Here is a 21749-nt window from a genome sequence, read left to right on the forward strand (position 1 = left end):
CCATGGACCACCCGTCGAACGAGAGCCTGGGTTCGGTGGGGAGCCAGAGGCAGTTGCCTCATCCCCACCGCAGACTTCGCCGATCAACTTGACGCCGTCATGTCACTGACGGCAGGCAAGCCATCAGGCGCCGTGGCACTTCTTGAACTTCTTGTCGCTGCCGCATGGGCATGGGTCGTTACGTCCCACGTCCTTGAGTGCATTGCGCACCGGCTCCTGCGGTTCGTGGTTGCAGTGCGGGCCATGCACATGGCCGTGGTCATGATGGTGATGGTCGTGATCGTGATCGCAATCAGGGCCATGCACGTGGGGTTGGTTGCTCATGGGGCTACTCCGGAATCAAATCGCCGGGAATTATGTCGCCTTCGCGGCCAATACGCACGTTGTCTCCGAACAAAAAGCCCGTCTTGAGATAGCCCTCGAGCCGGTAATGGACCGGCTGGTTGGGTTTGCCGAGCATTCGCGTCACATCCTTCAAATGTTCCCAGAGGTTGGTGCGAATGGGGACGGAGAAATTCTTGCGGCCGTTGGCCTTGACGATGAACCAGTCGCTGTAATCGCCATCGGCGATCAGGATGTCATTGAGTACGACCTTGTAGCGCAAACCCCGTACCCAGAGGTTGGTGTCGTTGGGGTTGTCGATGCGCAGGCGCAGTTTCATGTCTTGCTTGAGCAGCCGGGCCTTGACCACATCGACCTTGAGTAACCGAACGTCGGGATCCTTGACGTCACTGCCCGTCAAAGACGAACAGCCGGATAAAACGAGAGTCAGCATTAAACCGACGATCTTGAATACGTTTGCCTGAAACACCATGGATTCGCTCCCTGTCGGTCCGGTTCTCGCAAGAGAGCCTTTGAGCCAACTCGCTGTTCGATAAAGCCTGCGCCATACTCATGCCATGTGTCGAAGGAGTATTGACCCGTGAAGCTGTACGAAATCATTTTTTCCGGCCAATTGATACCCGGCGCACAGATCGACCGGGTGCAGGCCAACCTGGCGAAATTGTTTCAGGCCGACGCGCAGCGTATCGCGTTGCTGTTTTCGGGCCGTCGTCTGGTGCTGAAAAACAATCTCGATCAGGCCGCTGCCGAGAAGTACCGCGCCACCCTCGAGCGGGCCGGTGCCCACGCGGAGATTGCAGAGATGGCCGGGCAACCGCAGATGGCGCCTGAGCCCGCACCTGTCGAAGTGGAGGAAGTCGAGTTGGCGCCGCCCCCTGACGAGCCCAGTTGGACTCGGCGTGCCCGGCAGGTACCGCCCCTCAGCGACAGTCCGCCCGATAAAGTTTCGAAATTCCAGCCGCGTGACGTCTACATGGCGGCGTTCGCTGACGTCGACGCCCCGGAGTTCACACTGTCCGAACTGGGCAAGGACGTTCAGGACCCCAAAGCCGCACCGGTTGCACCACGCCTGGATCTGTCCGGCCTGAGCCTGGCGCCGGCGGGGAGCGATTTGGGAGAGGTTCGCTCGACCGAGCGTGTCATCGTGCCGGACATCTCGCATCTGAAGCTCGCCTGACCCCGCCCGAACCCGCTAGGGCGGGGACATCAAGCCATATAGGCCGCGCAGCATTTCTTGAACTTCTGACCGCTGCCGCAGGGACATGGGTCATTTCGGCCGGCTTTAAGTTGCACGGTCGGGTCGATGAAATACCACCGTCCGCTGTGTTGCACGAATGCCGAACGCTCGCGATGGCTGTGCTCACCGCCCGCGTCGTGCCAGCGTGCGACGAAAGTGACGAAAGCATGCTCCGGCTTGCCCCCCAGCAATTCCGCGCCTTCTACCTCAAGGCCGAGCCAAGTGCTTTGCGCACTCCACTGACGGATCGACTCACGGTCCAGGCTGACCTGCTGGATGGGCAAGGTGGTGTCCAGCAGGTAATCCACCTGACCCAGTACATAGGCGCTGTAGCGCGAGCGCATCAAGGCTTCGGCGCAGGGGGCCGGCGTTCCAGCGTGATAGCGGCCACAACAGCCGTCGAGAAGGTTGCCACTGCCGCAGGGGCAAATTGCACTGCTCATGATGCGGATCTCACCACCAGTATTTGCCAAAGTTTTCCGGATTCGCCCAGAACTTCGCGTTCAGCCAGTCCGGCACCTGTTTGTAGGCGAGCAGGTCGTAGGTGAAAAGCGTCAGCACCTGTTCGTCCCGCGCGAAACGTTCGCTGACTTGCAGCGCCAGCGAATAGAAATCGGTTGGTTGCCAGCCGCAAGCGTCGAGGTCGGCAAGTACTGCAATGCGGCTGGCATTGAGGTTGCGAATGCCCCCCAGCAATTCAAGCCCGGCGCGCTTGGGCATGTGCTCCAGGCAATCGACCGCCAAGGCCAGATCGAAGCGTTGGCTGGCCAGCTCGGAAGGCAGGGCACCCGGCGCCGCGCGCGCCACCTCCGTTTCCGGGTGCGCCTCCCTGAAGGCTTGCAAGGCCGGGAAGCTGTCAGCGCCGATCAACAGCAGGCGTTTGGGCGCATAGCGGTCGAGCAGGGCGGCCAGCGCCTGTTGCGGTGTGCGGCTGGAAAAACTCTCGGTCATCGAAATTCCTCACGTAGGCCGGCAAGGGTAGCGCGCCTGCCCTGGATGGCCTAGGGCTGTTCGGCTTCTCACTCATTCTCGGGAGTTGTGAAATGGGACACGGCAGCACTTGAACTTTTTTATCAGGCGCCATGACAAAGCGTACGGAGTGAAGGCAAAAGGCTATTTGTAAAAGAACAAGCCCCTATCTGCGCTGAAAATCCATCGCCCTGCGTCCGCCGGGTGGCAAATGGCCTCAGTGGCGTCTTTACTGCATTTCAGTCGGTTTGAGCCGATACCAAAGGAGAAGAACTGTATGAGCATGATTCGGACAGCGTTACCTCTGATTTTGGTTACCAGTGTATTGACGGGCTGTGCCGGCTTGCAAAAGACCGACTGGCCCCTTTGTGCCGCCGGTGGTGCGCTCGCGGGTGGGGCGGTGGGGGCGTTTCAATCGGCATCCGTAGCGGCGGGCTTCGGTGCTGCAGTCGGCGTGATGGCAGGCGCTTACTGCTGGGCACACGGCGATGGCGATGATGATGGTGACGGTGTACTGAACAGCGTCGACAAGTGTCCGAACACGCCGAAAGGCACGCCAGTGGATGCGACCGGTTGCCCGATCGTGACGCCAGCGCCGGAACCTGTCGCCGCGCCTGTGGTGCAGCCGAAAGAAGAAATCATCACTATCCGTGACGTGCATTTCGAGTTCAACAAGGCCACCCTGACCCCGGCTGACAAGCATCAACTGGACGCCGTGGTCACCAAGCTGAAAACCGAAGCGCCTAACGTTCAGCTGCATGTCAGCGGTCATACCGACAGTGTGGGCAGCGATGCCTACAACCAGAAGTTGTCGGAGAAACGCGCCCAATCGGTAACGGATTACCTGGTCAGCGCCGGCATTGCGCGTAGCGCGTTCGTCTCGGTGGAAGGCGATGGCGAGAGCCGTCCTGTAGCGGACAACAAAACCGCTGAAGGCCGCGCGCTGAACCGTCGTGTCGAGATCAAGATCAACCGTTGATCATCCCTGCGTGTCAATCGATACCCCGGCCTTCGTGCCGGGGTATCGTTTTTTTGGTGCTGCGCAAGCGGCGACAGAGGACGCATTTCGATCGAAGCTCTGGCATAGTCACGTCCGCAATGTGCTGCGCGGATCGCGTTCATCTATCGCACAACCATAACTACGGCAGGGGCGTGTCATGAGGGTGTTTTGGGGGTTGGGGAAACTATTGACGCTCGGGTTCTGGGCGGTCGTGCTGGCCAGCCAGGCAGTCGTTTTGCCGGTTCCTTTCGGTGGGCTCATCACGCTGGCCGGTTGCTTGCTGCTACTGACCCATGTCATGGAGCTGTTGCTCTTCAACGGCAGTTTGAGAGGGCGTTCGCACCCTTGGCGCGACCGTTTGCACGTTCTGATTTTCGGTATTTTTCACTTGCAATCATTCGGTCGCCCTACGGCAGAGGTCCAGCATGCGTAACGCGTTGACGATGACGGCAGGCGTGCTGTCGCTCCTGAGCAGTGCGCTGGTGATGGCCGAGACCATTTCGGTCGAGCCGCACTCACTGATGCGCTTGCCCAGCAACACCAGTACGCTGCAGTTGGATCGGCTGGAGGTCGCGGATTACGGCACGTTGTTGATTCCTGCCGGCCTGACGGAAGTTCAGGTGGGGCAACTGGTCATGGGGCATGAAGCGCGTATCGCCATCGTGCCCAGCGCCGAGCCTTTCAAGTTGCAGGTCCGACAGGGGGACCTGGGCATTGGTGCCCAGATCACCGCCCGCGGTGCGCCAGGCACGTTTGAAAAAGCACCGCTGCCCGGGCGTAATCTGAACGTGCGCATCGAGCAGTTGAACGCTGACACACTGTTCATCGACGCGCGTGGCGGCACGGGTTCTCCCGGATACGTCGGCCTGGATGGCGGGAATGGTCAGGACCCGGGGTGCACGTGGGGCTCGGCGAGTCGCGGATTCGACGGCGACAATGGCGGCAACGGCCACGAGGGCGCGGCAGGCGCGTTGGTGCGGCTGGAATTGCCGCAGTCGTTCCCCGATGACCGCGTGAAGGTCAACGTCCAGGGCGGCGCCGGAGGTGCAGGCGGCGAAGGCGGTCGCGGCGGCAAGGGCGGCGTGTCGAAGGGATGCCTGATCTACCGCGCCGACGGCGCCAAGCCCGGAAAAAATGGCGACAAGGGCCAGAGCGGCGCGGTCGGGCCTGCGGGTTCTGTGAGCGTTCCTAAGCTGTAAATGCGTTACCTGTAGGAGCGCGCTTGCCCGTGAACAATTTGTCCGTGACACCGCAATCGCGGGCAAGCGCGCACCTTTAGGTTACTCACTCAAAACGACGGCCGAGCCGCTGCGATGGCCACCACGGCAATCCCAATCAACAAATTAATGCCCACCAATCGCCGAATCCCGCCCAGCGCAGCGGCGCCTTCGGCCCATTGCTCTGCTTCCACGGACTTGCGCAGCTGCGGCAGATTCAATGTGGAAATCCGTAGAAACAGCGCAGTCATCACGATGTACAGGCCAATCATCACCTGTACGTAACGCGGTGCGGTCTGGAACCCGCTGAAGTTGATGTTGATCATGCCGATACCGGTGACCGGCAGCATGATGACCGCGCACCACACCCAGACGAAGAACCGAGGAAAGACCTGAATCCACAGTTTCAGGCGCGCAGGGCCCTCCAGCGCGGCAATGACCGCCGGTCGCAGAATCATCCAGGCGAAAAACATGCCGCCGACCCACAGCACTGCGGAAACCACATGTAAAACGTAGACAAGGGCTACAGGCGACATCGACAACTCCAATCTGCGAAGAAAGCATTTGCGCGGTATGATAGCCGCCCGCTGCAACCACTGATAATTTATCCAGCGTTTTTCATCTGTAACTGTGTGACGCCGAGCCAACGACCCAGCCCATGATCAGCACCGAACTCAAGACCCAGATTCAGGGCGCCTATTCGCGTTTCCTTGAAGCCAAGAGCCTCAAACCTCGCTACGGCCAGCGTTTGATGATCGCGGAGGTGGCCAAGGTGCTGGGCGCGGTGGACACCGACGAAGAGGGCCGTCGCTCGGGCGACCCGGCGGTGGTCGCGGTCGAGGCAGGTACCGGTACGGGCAAGACCGTGGCGTATGCCATTGCGTCGATTCCGACGGCCAAGGCGGCGGGCAAGCGGCTGGTCATCGCCACGGCAACGGTCGCATTGCAGGAGCAGATCGTCCACAAGGATCTGCCTGACCTGATGCGCAACAGCGGCCTGAATTTCTCCTTTGCGCTGGCCAAGGGGCGTGGTCGCTACATGTGCCTGTCGAAGCTCGACGTCCTGCTTCAGGAGGGCAATGCACAGAACGCTACCGCCCAACTGTTCGAAGAAGAAGGTTTCAAGATCGAAGTCGACGAGGCCAGCCAGAAGCTGTTCACCAGCATGATCGAAAAGCTGGCGGGCAATAAGTGGGACGGCGACCGCGACAGTTGGCCCCAGGAGCTGGCTGACCAGGACTGGGCGCGGCTGACCACCGATCACAGCCAGTGCACCAACCGGCATTGTCCGAACTTTCAGCAATGTGCCTTTTACAAAGCGCGTGAGGGCATGGGCAAAGTCGATGTCATCGTCACCAACCACGACATGGTCCTGGCCGATCTGGCGCTGGGGGGCGGTGCTGTGCTGCCCGATCCGCGCGACACGCTGTACGTGTTCGACGAAGGCCATCACCTGCCTGACAAAGCCATCGGCCATTTCGCTCACTTCAGCCGCCTGCGCTCGACGACGGACTGGCTCGAGCAGACGGCGAAGAACCTCACCAAGCTGCTCGCTCAGCACCCACTCCCCGGGGACCTCGGCAAGCTCATCGAACAGGTGCCTGACCTGGCCCGAGAGATCAAGACCCACCAGCAGTTCATGTTCACCGCCTGCGAACAGATTGCCGATTTCAAGGCCGGTGAAGACATGGAAGGCCGTGAGCGTCCACGTCATCGTTTCGTAGGCGGGGTGATTCCCGAGCATATGCGGGACATGGGCATCGAGTTGAAAAAAGGCTTTGCCCGCCTCGACGACCTCTTCACCCGTCTGACCGAATTGCTCAAGGAGGGCATGGACGGCGAAGTGAATATCGGCATCGCCAGCCATCAGGCTGAAGAGTGGTACCCGCTGTTCGGCAGCCTGCTGGCCCGCGCCCACGGTAACTGGGAATTGTGGACGGCGTTCACCGCCGAAGACCCCGAAAACAGTCCGCCCATGGCGCGCTGGCTGACACTCGCCGAAAGCGGCTCGCTGTTCGACATCGAGGTCAACGCCAGTCCGATCCTCGCTGCCGAAATGTTGCGGCGCAACCTGTGGAACGTCGCCTACGGTGCCCTGGTCACCTCGGCCACGCTGACAGCGCTGGGCAAGTTCGACCGCTTCCGTATGCGCGCCGGCTTGCCGAAAGACGCAGTCACTGCCGTGGTCCCCAGTCCCTTCCATCACGCTGATGCAGGCGTGCTGCGGGTGCCGGATCTCAAGGCAGACCCTCGTAATGCCGCCGAGCACACCGCGGCGATCATTCGTGAACTGCCTGGTCTGGTGGAAGGTTCCAAGGGAACGCTGGTGCTGTTCTCCTCACGCAAGCAGATGCAGGAAGTCTTCGACGGCCTGGAGCGTGACTGGCGCAAGCGGGTGTTCATTCAGGGCAACCTCTCCAAGCAGGAAACGCTTAACAAGCACAAGGCTCGGGTCGACGGCGGCGACGAGAGCGTTCTGTTCGGTCTTGCGAGTTTTGCCGAAGGCGTCGACCTGCCCGGCGATTATTGCGAGCACGTGGTGATCGCGAAAATTCCCTTTGCGGTGCCGGATGACCCGGTCGAAGCTGCGCTCGCTGAATGGATCGAAGCACGCGGCGGAAATCCATTCATGGAGATCGCGGTACCCGATGCCTCGTTGCGATTGATCCAGGCGTGTGGCCGACTGCTGCGAACGGAGCAGGATCGCGGCATCATCACGCTGCTCGATCGGCGGGTGGTGACTCAGCGTTACGGCAAGGCCATTCTCAATGCATTGCCGCCGTTCCGTCGCGAAATAGCCTGAGCCGTGGCGTCCGCGCTCGCACGTCGGGTGAGCGTGGTTTCCCATTCCAGGGTCATGCAATCGCCACCCAGTGCGAGCAACGGCCTACACGCTTTGCTGTGTGATGGAGCGCGCGCCCGTGTTCACAAACGCCCCAATCGCTGAAACAATGCACGCCCTTTTGCTTAGCGCCGTCCGGAGAGTCAACCCGTGCAGATTCAAGGTCATTTCGAACTCCAATTCGAAACCGTGCGTGAAGCCTTCGCGGCGCTGTTCGACGATCCTCAAGAACGCGGCGCTGCGCTGTGCGTGCAGATCGGCGGCGAAACCGTACTGGATCTCTGGGCGGGCACCGCTGACAAGGACGGGGCCGAGGCCTGGCACAGCGATACCATCGCTAATCTGTTCTCCTGCACCAAGACCTTCACCGCTGTCGCCGCTCTGCAGATGGTAGGAGAGGGCAAGCTGGACCTCGACCAGCCTGTTTCACGGTTGTGGCCCGAATTCGCGGCGGCAGGCAAGCAGGCCATCACCCTCCGTCAATTGCTGTGTCATCAGGCGGGCCTGCCGGCCATTCGCAACATGCTGCCCGCCGAAGCGCTGTACGACTGGGACGCGATGACCCGTGCGCTTGCCGCCGAGGCGCCTTGGTGGACGCCGGGTCGGGGCCATGGCTACGCTGCCATCACTTACGGATGGCTGGTGGGGGAGATGATCCGGCGGGCCGACGGTCGCGGCCCGGGCGAATCCATCGCTGCGCGGATTGCCCGGCCCTTGGGGCTGGACTTCCACGTTGGCCTGGGGGATGAGGAGTTCCATCGGGTCGCCCATATTGCACGCGGGAAAGGCAACACGGGCGATGACGCAGCCCAACGCCTTCTGCAAGCGACTCTGCGTGAGCCGACTTCAATGACGGCACGGGCGTTCACCAATCCGCCATCGATCATGACGAGCACCAACAAACCCGAATGGCGGCGCATGCAGCAACCCGCCGCCAACGGCCACGGCAATGCGCGCAGTCTTGCCGGGTTTTACAGCGGATTGCTTGATGGCAGCCTGCTGGACGCCGAGCTGGTCAATGAGTTGACCCGCGAGCACAGCGTCGGCCAGGACAAAACCCTGCTGACCCAAACCCGCTTTGGTCTGGGCTGCATGCTCGACCAGCCTTCTGTCCCGAACGCGACGTTCGGTCTGGGGGGAAAGGCGTTCGGCCATCCCGGAGCGGGCGGCTCGGTCGGGTTCGCCGACCCGGAGCGGGACGTGGCTTTCGGCTTCGTCACCAACACATTGGGGCCTTATGTGTTGATGGATCCGCGTGCACAGCGTCTCGTGCGCGCCCTTGGTGAGTGTTTGCAATAACTATCGCCGATAAGTGCTTGTTCTACCGACTGTCAGTTAAATCGCCCATATCGGAACCGCATAGCGGTTTCCTTTTCCAACTCGACGTTTAACCGTGTTATATGGGCGCTGCTTCGTTCATTTTCTGATCAATTATTTGTGTGAGTCATTCATGTCTGCCAACAAAAGCCTCGCATTTGCCCTGTGCCTTGCCGTCACCGGTTGCGCACAAACCCCGCAGGATCAATCGGCCAGTAGCGATCACTGGTGGTCGTTCGGTTCTGGCAAAGGCTCGGACGCCGCAGCGCCAGGCAAACCCGCTGCAAGCCCCGCAGCGGCCGAAGTCGCCAAGACGGAAGCGCAAAGCGGCACGCACTGGTACTGGCCGTTTGGTTCGGACCATGGCGCCACCGAGAAAAAGCCTGAGTTGGCGGCGACCCAGCCTGCCGCCAAGCCGGATGTGGCCAAGGCCGACGATGGCAGCAAATGGTGGTGGCCGTTCGGTAGCAGCGAGGCGAAAAAAGACGCTGCGCCCGCCGTGCCGAAGGTCGATCCGAAAGTGACGCAAGCCTGGCTCGATCAGTACGAGCCCAAAGTGCGGGAAGCGATCAAGGACAGCAAGTTCCAGTTCGAGCGTCGTGAAGATGTGCTGGTCGTGACGGCCCCGGTCGACAGCACCTTCAACCCCGATCGTCCGGAAATGCTTCTGCCCATCAACCTCGGCCCGATCACCCGTATGGCCAAAGTGGTGGAAGGTGATCAGAAGACCGCGATTCTGGTGTTGGGTCACAGCGACGTGGCGAGCGATGCCAACACTAAAATCAGCCAGCAACGCGCCCAGTCGGTGGCCGCGATCTTCCGTCTGAGCGGCCTGGAGCGTAATCGTCTGAACCTGCGCGGAATGGGCGCGGTGATGCCGCGTGCCGCCGATGACAGCGCAGCCGGGCGCGCCTTGAACCGCCGTGTCGAAATCATCATGACCCCGCAGGACACCATGGTTGCCCTGATGGCCAAGTACAACTTGCCGCCTGCACCTACTCTGGTTGCGGTGCAGCAAGCCAAACCTGCGGTGGCCCCGGCACCTGCCGCGTCGGCACCGAGCAAACCGGCTGCAGCGACGAAAAAGGCGGCGCCTGCCAAGACTGCGGCAGCGAAGAAAGCGCCTGTGAAGAAGGCCGCTCCAGCGAAGGCCAAAGCTGCACCGGCCAAAGCTGCGACCAAGAAACCCGCGACCAATACGCAGGCCAGCACCAACTGAGGGTAATATCGTCGTCCCGTTGACGGATCTCGATGAAGGAAGACAGTGATGAGCCAGCGTCTGGCTGATATGCGTCGCAACTATGCCCGCGAAGGTTTGACTGAGTCTCAGGCACCCGAAGAGCCTTTCGCATTGTTTCAGCGTTGGTTCGACGAGGCGGCCAAGACCGAACAGGCGCCGGTCGAAGCCAATGCGATGACCCTTGCGACGGTCGACGCGGAGGGTCGCCCTCACTGTCGAGTCCTGCTTCTCAAGGGGCTGGATGCCCAGGGTTTCACATTCTTCAGCAACTACGACAGCGCCAAAGGCCAGCAATTGGCGGCCCGGCCTTTTGCAGCGATGACCTTCTTCTGGCCGACGCTCGAGCGGCAGGTGCGCATCGAGGGGAGGGTCGCCAAGGTGACTGCCGAGGAATCGGACGCCTATTTCCAGGTTCGCCCTCTGGGCAGTCGCTTGGGCGCTTGGGCCTCTCCGCAGAGCCGCGTCATCCCAGACCGCGAAGCGTTAGAGCATCTGCTCAAGGCTACCGAGGCACGCTTCATGGACACCCAGCCGCATTGCCCTGAGCACTGGGGTGGCTATCGTCTGGTGCCGGACCGCATCGAGTTCTGGCAGGGGAGGCCCAGCCGTCTGCATGACCGCTTGAACTATCGTCTGGTCGACGGCCAATGGCGCCGTGAGCGGCTGGCGCCCTGACGTCCGTTGAAGCAGCGCGAACGCGAACGTGTTGAATCAATTTCAGGGCCCGTCGTCCATACTGGTAGACGCCGGTGGCATTCTGTATGGCCCCTGAATGAACGTAAATTATCGGTACAGGACCGTGACATCGATTGGCGTCGCGGAGTCTAATGGCTACCTGTTCCTGTGGAGGCAAATGTTATGCGTAAGTCTGTTCTGCTGGTTGCTTCGTTCACCGCCATGGCGTTGACGCTGGGCGGCTGTACCTCGAGCCTGACCGGCGACTCCTACTCGCGTGAAGAGGCTCGCCAAGTGCAGACCGTGCGCCTGGGCACCATTGAATCGCTGCGCCCTGTGAAAATCGAAGGCACCAAGACCCCGATTGGCGCAGGTGCCGGCGCGATTGTCGGCGGTGTCGGCGGCAGCGCCATTGGTGGTGGGCGTGGCAGCATCGTGACGGCGGTAATCGGCGCCGTGGCCGGTGGTCTGCTGGGGTCGATGACCGAGGAAGGCCTGACCCGTACCCAAGGCGTCGAGATCACCGTGCGCGAGGACGACGGCACCATGCGAGCCTATGTGCAGCAGGTTCAGGAAAACGAGATTTTCCGGATTGGCGACCGTGTCCGCATCATGACGGTCAACGGCACGAGCCGCGTCAGCCACTGATGCCCGCGAGCGAGTGCGATTGTCACACTCGCTTACAAAAAACGCCCCGATCATTCGGGGCGTTTTGCTTTCCGTCTACAGGGAGAAAGTAGCAGTCAGGCACCGGGCGCCCTTCGACTCGCCATCGCCATTAATCCATACCCCGCCAGTGCGGCGATGATGGAGCCGCTCAGAATGCCCATGCGGTCCATGCCCGCAAAGGGGCTCTGTCCCGGTACGAATGCCAGGGAGCCCACGAACAGGCTCATGGTGAAACCGATGCCGCATAGCACCGACACTCCCAGCACCTGACCCCAGTTTGCACCTGTGGGCAATGCTGCCCATCCGCCTTTAATGGCCAGCCAGGTCAGGCCGAATACTCCGACGGTCTTACCCACCAGCAGCCCCAGCGCGATGCCCATGGGGACAGGGTGGCTGAAGCTTTCAAGCGTCACCCCGCTGAGCGAGACACCGGCGTTGGCGAATGCGAACAGCGGAAGGATGCCGTACGCCACCCATGGATGGAGAGCATGCTCCAGCAGTTGCAAAGGGGAGGGCGCGTCCCGGACGGTTTTCAAAGGGATGCACAATGCGAGGACCACCCCCGCCAACGTGGCATGCACGCCGCTTTTCAGCACGCACACCCACAAGACCAGGCCCAGCAACAGATAAGGCGTCAGTTTGGCCACGCCGAGCCGGTTCATGACGATGAGTCCGGCCAGTGCCGCCAAGGCCAGTGTCAGCGACAGCATCGACATCTCGCTGGAATAGAACAGCGCGATAACGATGATTGCGCCCAGGTCGTCGATGATGGCCAGCGTCATGAGAAACAGCTTGAGCGAGACGGGGACACGTTTACCCAGTAGCGCCAGTACGCCGAGGGCGAAGGCGATGTCGGTCGCCATGGGAATGGCCCAGCCACTCATGGCTGCGGCGTCGTCATGGTTCAGCGCCCAGTAGAGCAGAGCCGGGATAACCATTCCGCCGATGGCTGCGGCCCCCGGCAGGACCACCTGCGACAGCCGAGACAAATGCCCCTGAATGATCTCGCGTTTCACTTCCAGCCCGATGAGCAAAAAGAACAGCGCCATCAGGCCATCATTGATCCACAGCAGCAGGGGCTTGGCGATTTCCAGTGCACCCATCCGGACCGCGACGGGAAGGTCAAGGAAACTGTTATAGAGCCAGGAAAGCGGGGAATTGTTGACCAGCAAAGCGAGCGCGGCGGCCGCAATCAACAGGAGACCTCCCGCTGCCTCGAGCTTGAAAAAACGTTTGAAGGTATTGCGAACGGGCAAGGTCTCTCTCCTTGGGCATAAACGCAGGGAGCGACACCGTACCGTGAGTTCTTATTCCTGAATACAAAATTTATATTCGATTTTGTTATTAAAAATCGTTGGTAATTGTGTATACAGAGTTCGCATTTATTTCATTACAAAATCCTACAGGCCTTGTGTGTCGGGGCCTGTAGGAAGTGTCTTCTTATTATGGCTTCATGAAACAATCTGCCCACCGAATGGCCATGCTGTGTGAGCACTATTCGCCAACGGCCGGAGAGTGAGCACCGTTAAGCCCTCAGAGAGGCTTGCATGATGCGTTACGGCGCGGGCCGTTACTCGAACACCCCCAGCATGCTTCTGGCCACAGCCTCGGCAATCCGGATGCCATCGACGCCCGCTGACAAAATGCCGCCTGCGTAACCGGCCCCTTCACCCGCCGGGAACAGCCCTTTGACGTTGAGGCTCTGCATGTCGTGATCTCGTGTGATACGCAGAGGGGACGAGGTGCGCGTTTCAATGCCCGTCAGGACGGCGTCATGCAACGAAAAGCCTTTGATCTGCTTATCGAAGGCGGGGAGTGCCTCGCGGATCGCTTCAATGGCAAAAGCAGGCAACGCGTCCGCCAGATCGGTGAGTTTGACACCGGGCTTATAGGAAGGCTCGACTTCTCCCAGTTGGGTCGACGCTTTACCTGCGATGAAATCACCCACGAGCTGTGCGGGCGCCTCATAGTTTTCGCCACCCATGACGTACGCATGGGATTCCAGACGCTCTTGCAATTCAATGCCCGCCAATGGGCTGCCCGGGTAATCCTCTTCCGGGCTGATGCCGACCACGATTCCTGAGTTGGCATTGCGCTCGTTACGCGAATACTGGCTCATACCGTTGGTCACGACCCGATTGGGCTCCGATGTAGCTGCTACCACCGTGCCACCTGGACACATGCAGAAGCTATACACCGAGCGACCGTTCTTGGCGTGGTGCACCAGTTTGTAGTCGGCGGCCCCGAGCTTCGGATGACCCGCGTATTTGCCCAGCCGCGCACGGTCGATCAGGCCTTGAGGGTGTTCGATGCGAAAGCCCACTGAGAAAGGCTTGGCTTCCATGTAAACGCCGCGACCGTGGAGCATGCGGAAAGTGTCTCGTGCACTGTGGCCCAGGGCGAGAATCACGTGTCTGGATGCGATGCGCTCACCGCCCTCGAGCACAACGCCTTGGATATGCTCGTCTTCGATGAGCACGTCGGTGACTTTCTGTTGGAAGCGCACTTCGCCACCCAGAGCGATGATCTGCTGGCGCATGTTTTCCACGACGCCAGTCAGGCGAAAGGTACCGATGTGTGGCTTGCTGACGTAGAGAATCTCTTCCGGCGCACCCGCCTTGACGAATTCGTGGAGCACCTTGCGTCCGTGGAATTTCGGATCCTTGATCTGGCTATAGAGCTTGCCGTCGGAGAACGTCCCGGCGCCGCCCTCGCCGAATTGCACATTGGACTCAGGGTTAAGCACGTTCTTGCGCCAGAGGCCCCATGTGTCTTTGGTGCGCTGGCGCACCTCCTTGCCACGTTCCAGGATGATCGGTCTGAAGCCCATCTGCGCCAGCAACAAGCCGGCGAAGATGCCGCATGGACCGAAGCCGACCACAAGCGGGCGCTCGCTCATATCCGCGGGGGCATGGCCGACCATTTTGTAACTGACGTCCGGAGCGGGACCGATGTGCTTGTCATGGCTGAGGCGCTTGAGCAGCGCGGATTCGTTGCGCACCTCGAAATCGAGGGTGTAGATGAATTGCAGTCCGCTGGATTTTTTGCGCGCATCGTAGCTGCGCTTGAACAGTGTAAAACCCAACAGATCGGCACTGTCGATGCCCAGACGCTGCAGGAGCGCAACGCGCAGCTCTTCGTCCGCGTGGTCCAGCGGCAGTTTGAGTTCGGTGATTCGTAGCATGAAAGGATCCGGTTTTCGGGCCGCAGGATCGGCCCGGCAGCACTTCGAGAACCGGCGATTATAAGCCACATCGGCAGGCAAACGGAGGCGAAAGCGCACCGGCCGACGCGATGGCTGCACTCGAATGTGCGCCGTCAAACGCGGTAAGCGAAAGAACGCGCCCGTATGCGTGCTTCTTGTGCGCTGCGCGCGCCCTGTCAGTTAAGGTCAGTAGCGGTCAGGGCAATTGAAAAGTTACCGATCTACCCATTTCGCCATCATGGGAGTGGGCTGAATTGGTGCGCTGTGCGCACTCATGCTCTTTCTTGGATCAATACCCAAGGTGCCACTACCACCGCCCACAATGCCGGGTCACGCTCTAGCAGGTCCAGAGCCGTTGATTCAGAGACCTTCCCGACCTCTCCGTTCTCCAGCCAGCCCGCCACCGTTGCCTCGGCGTTTTGCGCAAAAGCCTCCGCCACAGCCACAAGATCTTGAGAGGGTTCGACCCACAACAGGGCACCCTTGGCAAAGAACGGTTGCAATTCTTTCCAAGTAATGGAGGCGGTTTCGCCAAGCAGCTTGGCATAGAGGGTGCTAGGTTCTTGCGTCATGGGTTTCACCGTTTGGAAAATCGGCGCAAATGATACCGCTGCCTTCCCTGCGCTCAAACCCAGTTTCAAGTGCTTGATTGCAGAGAACTTCGCGCAGGCCGATCGCGATCATGACCCGGCGGGGTGATCGACCGGCTTGATTGTGTATCTTTCTTTCGATTAAGCGACATCAACAGGCTTTGCCCCCTGTCGCCAGCTTTTCAAGCGCGCGACCGGCACTCTAAACTGTTCCGGTACAGTTGCCGGGGGTGAGGCCTGGATACATCAATCCGGTCCTGCAGCGTTTGGCCGTCAGGATTATAAAAACTACAACGCAAGAGTGGAGCATCATGACTAAGGGCATTAATCAGATTTCCAAGTTGTTTGCCGCACTGGTTCTGGCGGGGGTTGCCAGCCATTCGTTCGCAGCCGACACCATCAAGATCGGCATCGCCGGCCCGAAAACCGGCGCGGTTGCCCAATACGGCGACATGCAGTTCAGCGGTGCCAAGATGGCCATCGAACAAATCAACGCCAAAGGTGGCGTGGACGGCAAGAAACTTGAGGCCGTTGAGTACGACGATGCCTGTGACCCTAAACAAGCGGTCGCGGTCGCCAACAAAGTGGTCAACGATGGCGTGAAATTCGTCGTCGGCCACCTGTGCTCCAGCTCCACTCAGCCTGCGTCCGACATCTATGAAGACGAAGGCGTGATCATGATCACCCCAGCCGCCACCAGCCCGGACATCACCGCGCGTGGCTACAAGCTGGTGTTCCGCACCATCGGCCTGGACAGCGCGCAAGGTCCGGCGGCCGGCGAATACATCGCCAAGCAGGTCAAGCCGAAGATCGTTGCGGTCATTCACGACAAGCAACAGTACGGTGAAGGCATCGCCACCGCCGTCAAGCAAACCCTGGAAAAAGATGGCGTGAAAGTCGCCCTCTTCGAAGGCATCAACGCCGGCGACAAGGACTTCTCATCGCTGATCGCCAAAATGAAGCAGGCCAACGTCGACTTCGTCTACTACGGCGGCTACCACCCAGAGTTGGGCCTGATCCTGCGTCAGGCACAGGAAAAAGGCCTGAAGGCCGGTTTCATGGGGCCGGAAGGCGTGGGTAACGCGTCCATCTCGCAGATCGCTCAGGATGCTTCCGAAGGCCTGCTGGTGACCCTGCCGAAGTCCTTCGATCAGGATCCAGCGAACAAGGCGCTGGTCGAGGCCTTCCAGGCGAAGAAGGAAGACCCGAGCGGTCCATTCGTATTCCCGGCTTACGCTGCGGTGGAAGTCATCGCTGACGGTATCAAGGCGGCCAAGTCCGAAGACACCGCGAAAGTTGCCGAGGCCATCCATAAAGGCACCTTCAAGACCCCGACCGGCGATCTGTCGTTCGATGCCAAAGGTGACCTGAAAGACTTCAAATTCGTCGTCTACACCTGGCACAAAGATGGCACCAAGACTGAAGCGCCTGTGAAGTAATCACGCCCTTCATGCTGACCCAGAGCCCACTGCAATCGCAGTGGGCTTTGTTTTACGAGGCCGACGGATTTCACAAGAATCCCGATGCCCTGAACATCTTGAAACCGCACCAGTGAATCACTGGGCTCGTGCCAAACGCGGACGTAGATCACGACGCGCGAGCGGGAAAAGACTTCACCAGTGAAACACCGAGAAGGTTTTTAGGAGCGCGGCAAATGCCCGAGATAGACATCTATCATTTCTTTCAACAGCTGGTTAATGGCATGACCATTGGCAGCACCTATGCCTTGATCGCCATTGGCTACACAATGGTTTACGGCATCATCGGCATGATCAACTTCGCCCACGGCGAGGTGTACATGATCGGCTCCTACATCGCGTTCATCGCGCTGGCGGGCCTGACCATGCTGGGCCTGGACAACCTTCCCCTGCTGATTACCGCAGCCTTCGTCGCCAGTATCGTGGTGACCAGCGCCTACGGTTACGCCATCGAACGGGTTGCTTACCGTCCGCTGCGCGGCAGCAACCGCCTGATCCCTCTGATTTCCGCGATCGGCATGTCGATCTTCCTGCAGAACACCGTGCTGTTGTCGCAGGACTCGAAAGATAAATCGATTCCCAACCTGATTCCCGGCAACTTCGTGTTCGGCCCAGGTTCCACCCATGAAGTGGTGATCTCGTACATGCAGATCCTGATCTTCATCGTGACCGTCGTGGCCATGCTCGGTCTTACCTGGTTCATCTCCCGCTCTCGCCTGGGTCGCGCCTGCCGCGCCTGTGCCGAAGACATCAAGATGGCCAATCTGCTCGGCATCAACACCAACAACATCATCGCCCTGACCTTCGTCATCGGTGCTGCACTGGCCGCAGTCGCTGCAGTGCTGCTGAGCATGCAATACGGCGTGATCAATCCCAACGCCGGTTTCCTCGTCGGCATCAAGGCCTTCACCGCTGCGGTACTGGGCGGTATCGGCAGTATCCCGGGCGCGATGCTCGGCGGTCTGGTGCTGGGTGTGGCTGAAGCGTTCGGCGCCGACATCTTCGGCGACCAGTACAAGGATGTGGTGGCGTTCGGTCTTCTCGTATTGGTGTTGTTGTTCCGGCCAACCGGCCTGCTCGGCCGTCCGGAGGTTGAAAAAGTATGACCAGGAATCTCAAATCGGCCCTCTTCAGCGCAGCGCTGGTGCTGGCCGTCGCTTACCCCATCCTTGGCCTGAAACTGGACATCGTCGGTGTCAACCTGGCGGTCGTCGGTGCCAGCACCACGACGGTACTGGTGATCTTCGCCGCCGCCGTCTTGATGTTCTTGCGTGTGCTGTTCAATGAGCAGATCAGCGCCCTGTGGCGCTCGCGTCCTCAGACCAAACTGGTTTCGGACAAGGCCAGCAATCTGCTGACCCAACAGTCCACTCAGCGCTGGTTCCTCGGCGCCATCGTTGTCGTCGCCCTGATCTGGCCGTTCTTCGGCTCCCGGGGCGCGGTTGACATCGCCACTTTGATCCTGATCTACGTGATGCTGGGCCTGGGTCTGAACATCGTGGTCGGCCTTGCAGGCCTGCTGGACCTGGGTTACGTCGGGTTCTATGCCGTCGGTGCCTACACCTATGCGCTGTTGCAACACTACTTCGGATTCGGTTTCTGGGTTTGCCTGCCATTGGCCGGTCTGGCGTCGGCGACGTTCGGCTTTCTGCTGGGCTTTCCGGTATTGCGCCTGCGCGGCGACTACCTGGCGATCGTGACCCTCGGGTTCGGCGAAATCATTCGCCTGTTCCTGCGTAACCTGACCGACATCACGGGCGGCCCGAACGGTATCAGCAACATCGAAAAACCGACCCTGTTCGGCCTCACCTTCGAACGTAAAGCGGCCGAAGGCATGCAGACCTTTCACGAATTCTTCGGCCTGGAATACAACTCCATCAATAAGGTGATCTTCCTTTATCTGATCGCCTTGCTGCTGGCGCTGCTGGCACTGTTTGTGATCAACCGCCTGCTGCGCATGCCGATCGGCCGTGCCTGGGAAGCCCTGCGCGAAGACGAAATCGCCTGCCGCGCATTGGGTCTGAACCCGACGGTGATCAAGCTTTCCGCGTTCACCCTGGGTGCTGCGTTCGCCGGTTTCGCGGGTAGCTTCTTTGCTGCACGCCAAGGCCTGATTACCCCAGAGTCGTTCACGTTCCTCGAATCGGCGATCATCCTCGCCATCGTGGTACTGGGCGGCATGGGTTCTCAGTTGGGCGTGATTCTCGCGGCGGTCGTGATGATCCTGTTGCCGGAACTGCTTCGCGAATTCAGCGAATACCGCATGCTGGGCTTCGGCGCCTTGATGGTGCTGATGATGATCTGGCGTCCTCAGGGCTTCCTGCCGATGCAGCGTCCCGTCATGAAACTCAAAGGGGAACGCTGATGAGCCGTCCACTTCTGCAAGCCTCTGGCTTGAGCATGCGCTTTGGCGGCCTGTTGGCGGTCAATGGCGTCGGTCTGACCGTTCAGGAAAAGCAGGTCGTGTCGATGATCGGCCCGAACGGCGCGGGCAAGACCACCGTTTTCAACTGCCTGACCGGTTTCTACAAGCCTACAGCGGGCACCATCCTGCTGGACGGTGAGCCGATTCAGGGCCTGGCCGGTCACGAGATCGCCCGTAAAGGCGTGGTGCGGACCTTCCAGAACGTGCGTCTGTTCAAGGAAATGACCGCCGTGGAAAACCTGCTGGTCGCTCAGCACCGCCACCTGAACACTAACTTCCTGTCTGGCCTGTTCAAGACCCCGGCGTACCGCAAAAGCGAGCGCGAGGCCATGGAATACGCCGAGCACTGGCTGGAAGCCGTTGACCTGAAAGCCTTCGCCAACCGCCCTGCCGGTACGCTGGCCTACGGTCAGCAACGCCGCCTGGAAATCGCCCGCTGCATGATGACGCGTCCGCGCATCCTCATGCTCGACGAACCGGCGGCAGGCCTGAACCCCAAGGAAACCGAAGACCTTAAGGCGCTGATCGGTGTGTTGCGTAACGAACACAACGCCACGGTGTTGCTGATCGAGCACGACATGAAGCTGGTCATGAGCATTTCCGACCACATTGTGGTGATCAACCAGGGTACGCCGCTGGCCGATGGCACGCCCGAACAGATCCGCGACAATCCTGATGTGATCAAAGCCTACCTGGGGGAAGCGTAAATGCTGCAGTTCGACAACGTTTCCACCTTCTACGGCAAGATTCAGGCCTTGCACAGCGTCAGCATCGATGTGCAACAGGGGGAGATCGTAACGCTGATCGGCGCCAACGGCGCAGGCAAGTCCACCCTGTTGATGACTCTGTGCGGCTCGCCTCGCGCTCACAGTGGCAGCATCCGCTACATGGGCGAAGAACTGGTCGGGCTGGAGTCCTCGGTGATCATGCGCAAGAGCATCGCGGTCGTGCCGGAAGGCCGCCGCGTGTTCGCCCGCCTGACCGTCGAGGAGAACCTGGCCATGGGCGGTTTCTTCACCGACAAGGGCGATTATCAGGAGCAGATGGACAAGGTCCTGGAGCTCTTCCCGCGTCTGAAAGAGCGCTTCAACCAGCGCGGCGGCACGATGTCCGGCGGCGAGCAGCAGATGCTCGCCATCGGCCGCGCCTTGATGAGCAAGCCAAAAATGCTGCTGCTCGATGAGCCGTCGCTGGGCCTGGCGCCGATCATCATTCAGCAGATTTTCGAGATCGTCGAACAGCTGCGCCGTGAAGGGGTGACAGTGTTCCTGGTCGAGCAAAACGCCAATCAGGCCCTGAAAATCGCCGACCGTGCCTATGTGCTGGAAAACGGCCGGGTGGTGATGCAGGGCACCGGCGCCGAGCTGCTGGTCGATCCGAAAGTGCGGGATGCTTACCTGGGCGGTTGAGGTCGCTGGCCACGCCCGCCACGGGATGGTCTCGGCGGTGGGGCAGTTCAGGCGCTCTCGCTGACGGGGCAGGCTGTTGCGCAGTCGTCTCCATGCTCTGAAAAGGGTCCTATCAAGGGGCCCTTTTTACCTTCAAAGCGTTTGCAGTCTGACGCTGCAACGTTCGAACCACTCCCTCAAGAAATCTGCCATCACCCGCACGCGCCTAGGCAGATGTCCGTCGCAGCCGTGCACCAGAAACAGCGATGAAACCGGGGTTTGGTAGTCACGCAGCAACCACTGCAGCCGACCTTCATTCAATTCGTTGTGCACCAGGCAGGACGGCAGTCGCACGATGCCAAGCCCTGCGAGCGCTGCCTGTTTCAATAGGCCATGATGATTGCTGGAAAACGTCCCCCGCACATTCACTCGGCTGACTTCCTGGTTCAGTTGGTAATTCCAAGTGTCCCGATGTGGCTGCGAGTGTCCCGCCAGACAGTTGTGCAGGCGAAGTGCTTCCGGCGTTTGGGGCCTGCCTTGTTGCGCCAGATAATCGGGGCTGGCGCACGTCAACTCCTGTGACGCAAAAAGGGGAGTGGCCGTCAGGCGCTGCGTAATGCCCATGCTGCCACGTATACCCAGATCGAAGCCGCCTCGCCCCACTTCGCGATACGCATCGTTCACATCCAGATCAACGTGCACATCCGGAAAACTGGGCGAAAATCCGGTTTGCAGCGCGCTGAACACAGACTCGCCCAGAGAAGCAGGGACCGTCAGGCGCACGCTTCCCACCAGCCGCTCGCTCAGGCAGGCCATGGCATCGCGCACCTTGTCTCGCTGCGCCAGCAACGCCCGTGCTTCGGGCAGCAGCACTGCGCCTGCAGCTGTCAACGACAGACTCCGGGTGGTGCGATGGAGCAATCGGGCGCCGAAACCGTTCTCCAGTTTGCTGATGCGTTTGGAGAGCTGGCTGGTGCTGATGTCGAGCCACTGGGCGGCAACGGTGAAACTGTTGGCTTCGATCAACATGGCAAACGCTGCCAGATCTTCCATTTCACTCATGACTGCTTCCTTTGCAACGGGCCGACCCACGAAAGCGCCGATAGTAGGGCTGACGTATCGATTCGCAAACTCTCCGAACGGATAGGCTCTTTC

23 protein-coding genes are annotated in these 21749 nt (G+C 60.2%); 14 read left to right on the plus strand and 9 right to left on the minus strand.

From position 1 onward, the window contains the following. Positions 1–123: 123 nt before the first annotated feature. Positions 124–324: an SEC-C metal-binding domain-containing protein gene (locus N5D61_RS14190; RefSeq protein ID WP_108235797.1), complete on the minus strand. Its 201-nt coding sequence runs from the start codon at positions 322–324 to the stop codon at positions 124–126. Between the two features lie 4 nt (positions 325–328). Then, a complete protein-coding gene (locus N5D61_RS14195) occupies positions 329–814 on the minus strand; it encodes an LEA type 2 family protein (RefSeq protein WP_108235796.1) in 486 nt (161 codons plus the stop codon). A 108-nt stretch (positions 815–922) separates the two neighbouring features. On the opposite strand from N5D61_RS14195, the gene N5D61_RS14200 reads away from it, so the two are divergent. Next, positions 923–1519: a hypothetical protein gene (locus N5D61_RS14200; protein ID WP_108235795.1), complete on the plus strand. Its 597-nt coding sequence runs from the start codon at positions 923–925 to the stop codon at positions 1517–1519. A gap of 29 nt (positions 1520–1548) precedes the next feature. Here N5D61_RS14200 and N5D61_RS14205 read toward each other — a convergent pair whose 3' ends face one another. Both N5D61_RS14205 and N5D61_RS14210 read right to left on the minus strand, forming a co-directional pair. Then, positions 1549–2022 carry a YchJ family protein gene (locus N5D61_RS14205; protein ID WP_108235794.1) on the minus strand — a complete coding sequence of 158 codons (474 nt, stop codon included), beginning with the start codon at positions 2020–2022 and terminating at the stop codon, positions 1549–1551. A 10-nt stretch (positions 2023–2032) separates the two neighbouring features. Further along, positions 2033–2530, minus strand: coding sequence for a DUF6231 family protein (locus N5D61_RS14210; protein WP_108235793.1), 498 nt, complete (start codon positions 2528–2530; stop codon positions 2033–2035). Between the two features lie 295 nt (positions 2531–2825). Here N5D61_RS14210 and N5D61_RS14215 point away from each other — a divergent pair, with 295 nt between their 5' ends. The 3 genes from N5D61_RS14215 to N5D61_RS14225 all read left to right on the plus strand — a co-directional run bounded on the left by N5D61_RS14215 (position 2826) and on the right by N5D61_RS14225 (position 4747). Then, positions 2826–3527, plus strand: a complete 702-nt coding sequence (locus tag N5D61_RS14215) for an OmpA family protein (protein WP_108235792.1) — start codon at positions 2826–2828, stop codon at positions 3525–3527. A gap of 178 nt (positions 3528–3705) precedes the next feature. Next, a complete protein-coding gene (locus N5D61_RS14220; RefSeq protein ID WP_279893306.1) occupies positions 3706–3981 on the plus strand; it encodes a DUF1145 domain-containing protein in 276 nt (91 codons plus the stop codon). Positions 3982–3991: 10 nt separating this feature from the next. Further along, complete coding sequence (locus N5D61_RS14225) at positions 3992–4747, plus strand: collagen-like protein (RefSeq protein ID WP_279893403.1); 756 nt, start codon at positions 3992–3994, stop codon at positions 4745–4747. A gap of 89 nt (positions 4748–4836) precedes the next feature. Here N5D61_RS14225 and N5D61_RS14230 read toward each other — a convergent pair whose 3' ends face one another. Beyond that, positions 4837–5301: a CopD family protein gene (locus tag N5D61_RS14230; protein WP_279893308.1), complete on the minus strand. Its 465-nt coding sequence runs from the start codon at positions 5299–5301 to the stop codon at positions 4837–4839. A gap of 122 nt (positions 5302–5423) precedes the next feature. Between N5D61_RS14230 and dinG the strand changes: the two genes are divergently transcribed. From dinG to N5D61_RS14255, 5 genes are all read left to right on the plus strand, one after another. Then, complete coding sequence (dinG, locus tag N5D61_RS14235; protein WP_279893309.1) at positions 5424–7568, plus strand: ATP-dependent DNA helicase DinG; 2145 nt, start codon at positions 5424–5426, stop codon at positions 7566–7568. Between the two features lie 189 nt (positions 7569–7757). After that, on the plus strand, positions 7758–8906 hold the full coding sequence (locus N5D61_RS14240; protein WP_108235787.1) for a serine hydrolase domain-containing protein: 1149 nt from the start codon (positions 7758–7760) through the stop codon (positions 8904–8906). 151 nt (positions 8907–9057) lie between these two features. Then, positions 9058–10143 (plus strand): OmpA family protein, encoded by a 1086-nt coding sequence (locus N5D61_RS14245; protein ID WP_279893310.1) that lies wholly within the window; start codon positions 9058–9060, stop codon positions 10141–10143. A 48-nt stretch (positions 10144–10191) separates the two neighbouring features. After that, on the plus strand, positions 10192–10839 hold the full coding sequence (gene pdxH / locus N5D61_RS14250; RefSeq protein ID WP_108235785.1) for a pyridoxamine 5'-phosphate oxidase: 648 nt from the start codon (positions 10192–10194) through the stop codon (positions 10837–10839). 183 nt (positions 10840–11022) lie between these two features. Further along, on the plus strand, positions 11023–11487 hold the full coding sequence (locus tag N5D61_RS14255; protein ID WP_108235784.1) for a glycine zipper 2TM domain-containing protein: 465 nt from the start codon (positions 11023–11025) through the stop codon (positions 11485–11487). A 95-nt stretch (positions 11488–11582) separates the two neighbouring features. Here the strand turns inward: N5D61_RS14255 and nhaA are convergent, their stop codons facing one another. From nhaA to N5D61_RS14270, 3 genes are all read right to left on the minus strand, one after another. Further along, the gene (gene nhaA / locus N5D61_RS14260; RefSeq protein WP_279893311.1) at positions 11583–12764 is read right to left on the minus strand and encodes a Na+/H+ antiporter NhaA; all 1182 of its coding nucleotides are present in this window, start codon (positions 12762–12764) and stop codon (positions 11583–11585) included. Between the two features lie 314 nt (positions 12765–13078). Continuing rightward, positions 13079–14692 (minus strand): NAD(P)/FAD-dependent oxidoreductase, encoded by a 1614-nt coding sequence (locus N5D61_RS14265; RefSeq protein WP_279893312.1) that lies wholly within the window; start codon positions 14690–14692, stop codon positions 13079–13081. Between the two features lie 293 nt (positions 14693–14985). Continuing rightward, positions 14986–15285, minus strand: coding sequence for a DUF2288 domain-containing protein (locus N5D61_RS14270; RefSeq protein ID WP_177410979.1), 300 nt, complete (start codon positions 15283–15285; stop codon positions 14986–14988). 329 nt (positions 15286–15614) lie between these two features. Here N5D61_RS14270 and N5D61_RS14275 point away from each other — a divergent pair, with 329 nt between their 5' ends. From N5D61_RS14275 to N5D61_RS14295, 5 genes are all read left to right on the plus strand, one after another. Further along, complete coding sequence (locus N5D61_RS14275) at positions 15615–16742, plus strand: branched-chain amino acid ABC transporter substrate-binding protein (protein WP_108235781.1); 1128 nt, start codon at positions 15615–15617, stop codon at positions 16740–16742. Between the two features lie 215 nt (positions 16743–16957). Then, positions 16958–17887, plus strand: a complete 930-nt coding sequence (gene livH, locus N5D61_RS14280) for a high-affinity branched-chain amino acid ABC transporter permease LivH (RefSeq protein WP_108235780.1) — start codon at positions 16958–16960, stop codon at positions 17885–17887. Beyond that, positions 17884–19146, plus strand: coding sequence for a high-affinity branched-chain amino acid ABC transporter permease LivM (locus N5D61_RS14285; protein WP_279893313.1), 1263 nt, complete (start codon positions 17884–17886; stop codon positions 19144–19146). The genes livH and N5D61_RS14285 overlap by 4 nt, the downstream gene beginning before the upstream one ends. Further along, entirely contained in the window at positions 19146–19913 is a 768-nt protein-coding gene (livG, locus tag N5D61_RS14290) for a high-affinity branched-chain amino acid ABC transporter ATP-binding protein LivG (RefSeq protein WP_108235778.1), read from the plus strand. The genes N5D61_RS14285 and livG overlap by 1 nt, the downstream gene beginning before the upstream one ends. Further along, entirely contained in the window at positions 19914–20615 is a 702-nt protein-coding gene (locus tag N5D61_RS14295) for an ABC transporter ATP-binding protein (protein WP_108235777.1), read from the plus strand. Between the two features lie 132 nt (positions 20616–20747). On the opposite strand, the gene N5D61_RS14300 is transcribed toward N5D61_RS14295, so the two are convergent. Continuing rightward, the gene (locus N5D61_RS14300; RefSeq protein ID WP_108235776.1) at positions 20748–21656 is read right to left on the minus strand and encodes a LysR family transcriptional regulator; all 909 of its coding nucleotides are present in this window, start codon (positions 21654–21656) and stop codon (positions 20748–20750) included. Between the last annotated feature and the right edge of the window lie 93 nt (positions 21657–21749).

This window comes from Pseudomonas sp. GD03842 (genome assembly GCF_029841165.1).
Lineage (GTDB): Bacteria > Pseudomonadota > Gammaproteobacteria > Pseudomonadales > Pseudomonadaceae > Aquipseudomonas.

Excerpts from the sequence above, each read along its gene's own strand:
- N5D61_RS14190 (WP_108235797.1), bottom strand. The coding sequence starts at position 324 with ATGAGCAACCAACCCCACGTGCATGGCCCTGATTGCGATCACGATCAC.
- N5D61_RS14195 (WP_108235796.1), bottom strand. The coding sequence starts at position 814 with ATGGTGTTTCAGGCAAACGTATTCAAGATCGTCGGTTTAATGCTGACT.
- N5D61_RS14205 (WP_108235794.1), bottom strand. The coding sequence starts at position 2,022 with ATGAGCAGTGCAATTTGCCCCTGCGGCAGTGGCAACCTTCTCGACGGC.
- N5D61_RS14210 (WP_108235793.1), bottom strand. The coding sequence starts at position 2,530 with ATGACCGAGAGTTTTTCCAGCCGCACACCGCAACAGGCGCTGGCCGCC.
- N5D61_RS14215 (WP_108235792.1), top strand. The coding sequence starts at position 2,826 with ATGAGCATGATTCGGACAGCGTTACCTCTGATTTTGGTTACCAGTGTA.
- N5D61_RS14220 (WP_279893306.1), top strand. The coding sequence starts at position 3,706 with ATGAGGGTGTTTTGGGGGTTGGGGAAACTATTGACGCTCGGGTTCTGG.
- N5D61_RS14225 (WP_279893403.1), top strand. The coding sequence starts at position 3,992 with ATGACGGCAGGCGTGCTGTCGCTCCTGAGCAGTGCGCTGGTGATGGCC.
- N5D61_RS14230 (WP_279893308.1), bottom strand. The coding sequence starts at position 5,301 with ATGTCGCCTGTAGCCCTTGTCTACGTTTTACATGTGGTTTCCGCAGTG.
- dinG (WP_279893309.1), top strand. The coding sequence starts at position 5,424 with ATGATCAGCACCGAACTCAAGACCCAGATTCAGGGCGCCTATTCGCGT.
- N5D61_RS14245 (WP_279893310.1), top strand. The coding sequence starts at position 9,058 with ATGTCTGCCAACAAAAGCCTCGCATTTGCCCTGTGCCTTGCCGTCACC.
- pdxH (WP_108235785.1), top strand. The coding sequence starts at position 10,192 with ATGAGCCAGCGTCTGGCTGATATGCGTCGCAACTATGCCCGCGAAGGT.
- N5D61_RS14255 (WP_108235784.1), top strand. The coding sequence starts at position 11,023 with ATGCGTAAGTCTGTTCTGCTGGTTGCTTCGTTCACCGCCATGGCGTTG.
- N5D61_RS14265 (WP_279893312.1), bottom strand. The coding sequence starts at position 14,692 with ATGCTACGAATCACCGAACTCAAACTGCCGCTGGACCACGCGGACGAA.
- N5D61_RS14270 (WP_177410979.1), bottom strand. The coding sequence starts at position 15,285 with ATGACGCAAGAACCTAGCACCCTCTATGCCAAGCTGCTTGGCGAAACC.
- N5D61_RS14275 (WP_108235781.1), top strand. The coding sequence starts at position 15,615 with ATGACTAAGGGCATTAATCAGATTTCCAAGTTGTTTGCCGCACTGGTT.
- livH (WP_108235780.1), top strand. The coding sequence starts at position 16,958 with ATGCCCGAGATAGACATCTATCATTTCTTTCAACAGCTGGTTAATGGC.
- N5D61_RS14285 (WP_279893313.1), top strand. The coding sequence starts at position 17,884 with ATGACCAGGAATCTCAAATCGGCCCTCTTCAGCGCAGCGCTGGTGCTG.
- livG (WP_108235778.1), top strand. The coding sequence starts at position 19,146 with ATGAGCCGTCCACTTCTGCAAGCCTCTGGCTTGAGCATGCGCTTTGGC.
- N5D61_RS14295 (WP_108235777.1), top strand. The coding sequence starts at position 19,914 with ATGCTGCAGTTCGACAACGTTTCCACCTTCTACGGCAAGATTCAGGCC.
- N5D61_RS14300 (WP_108235776.1), bottom strand. The coding sequence starts at position 21,656 with ATGAGTGAAATGGAAGATCTGGCAGCGTTTGCCATGTTGATCGAAGCC.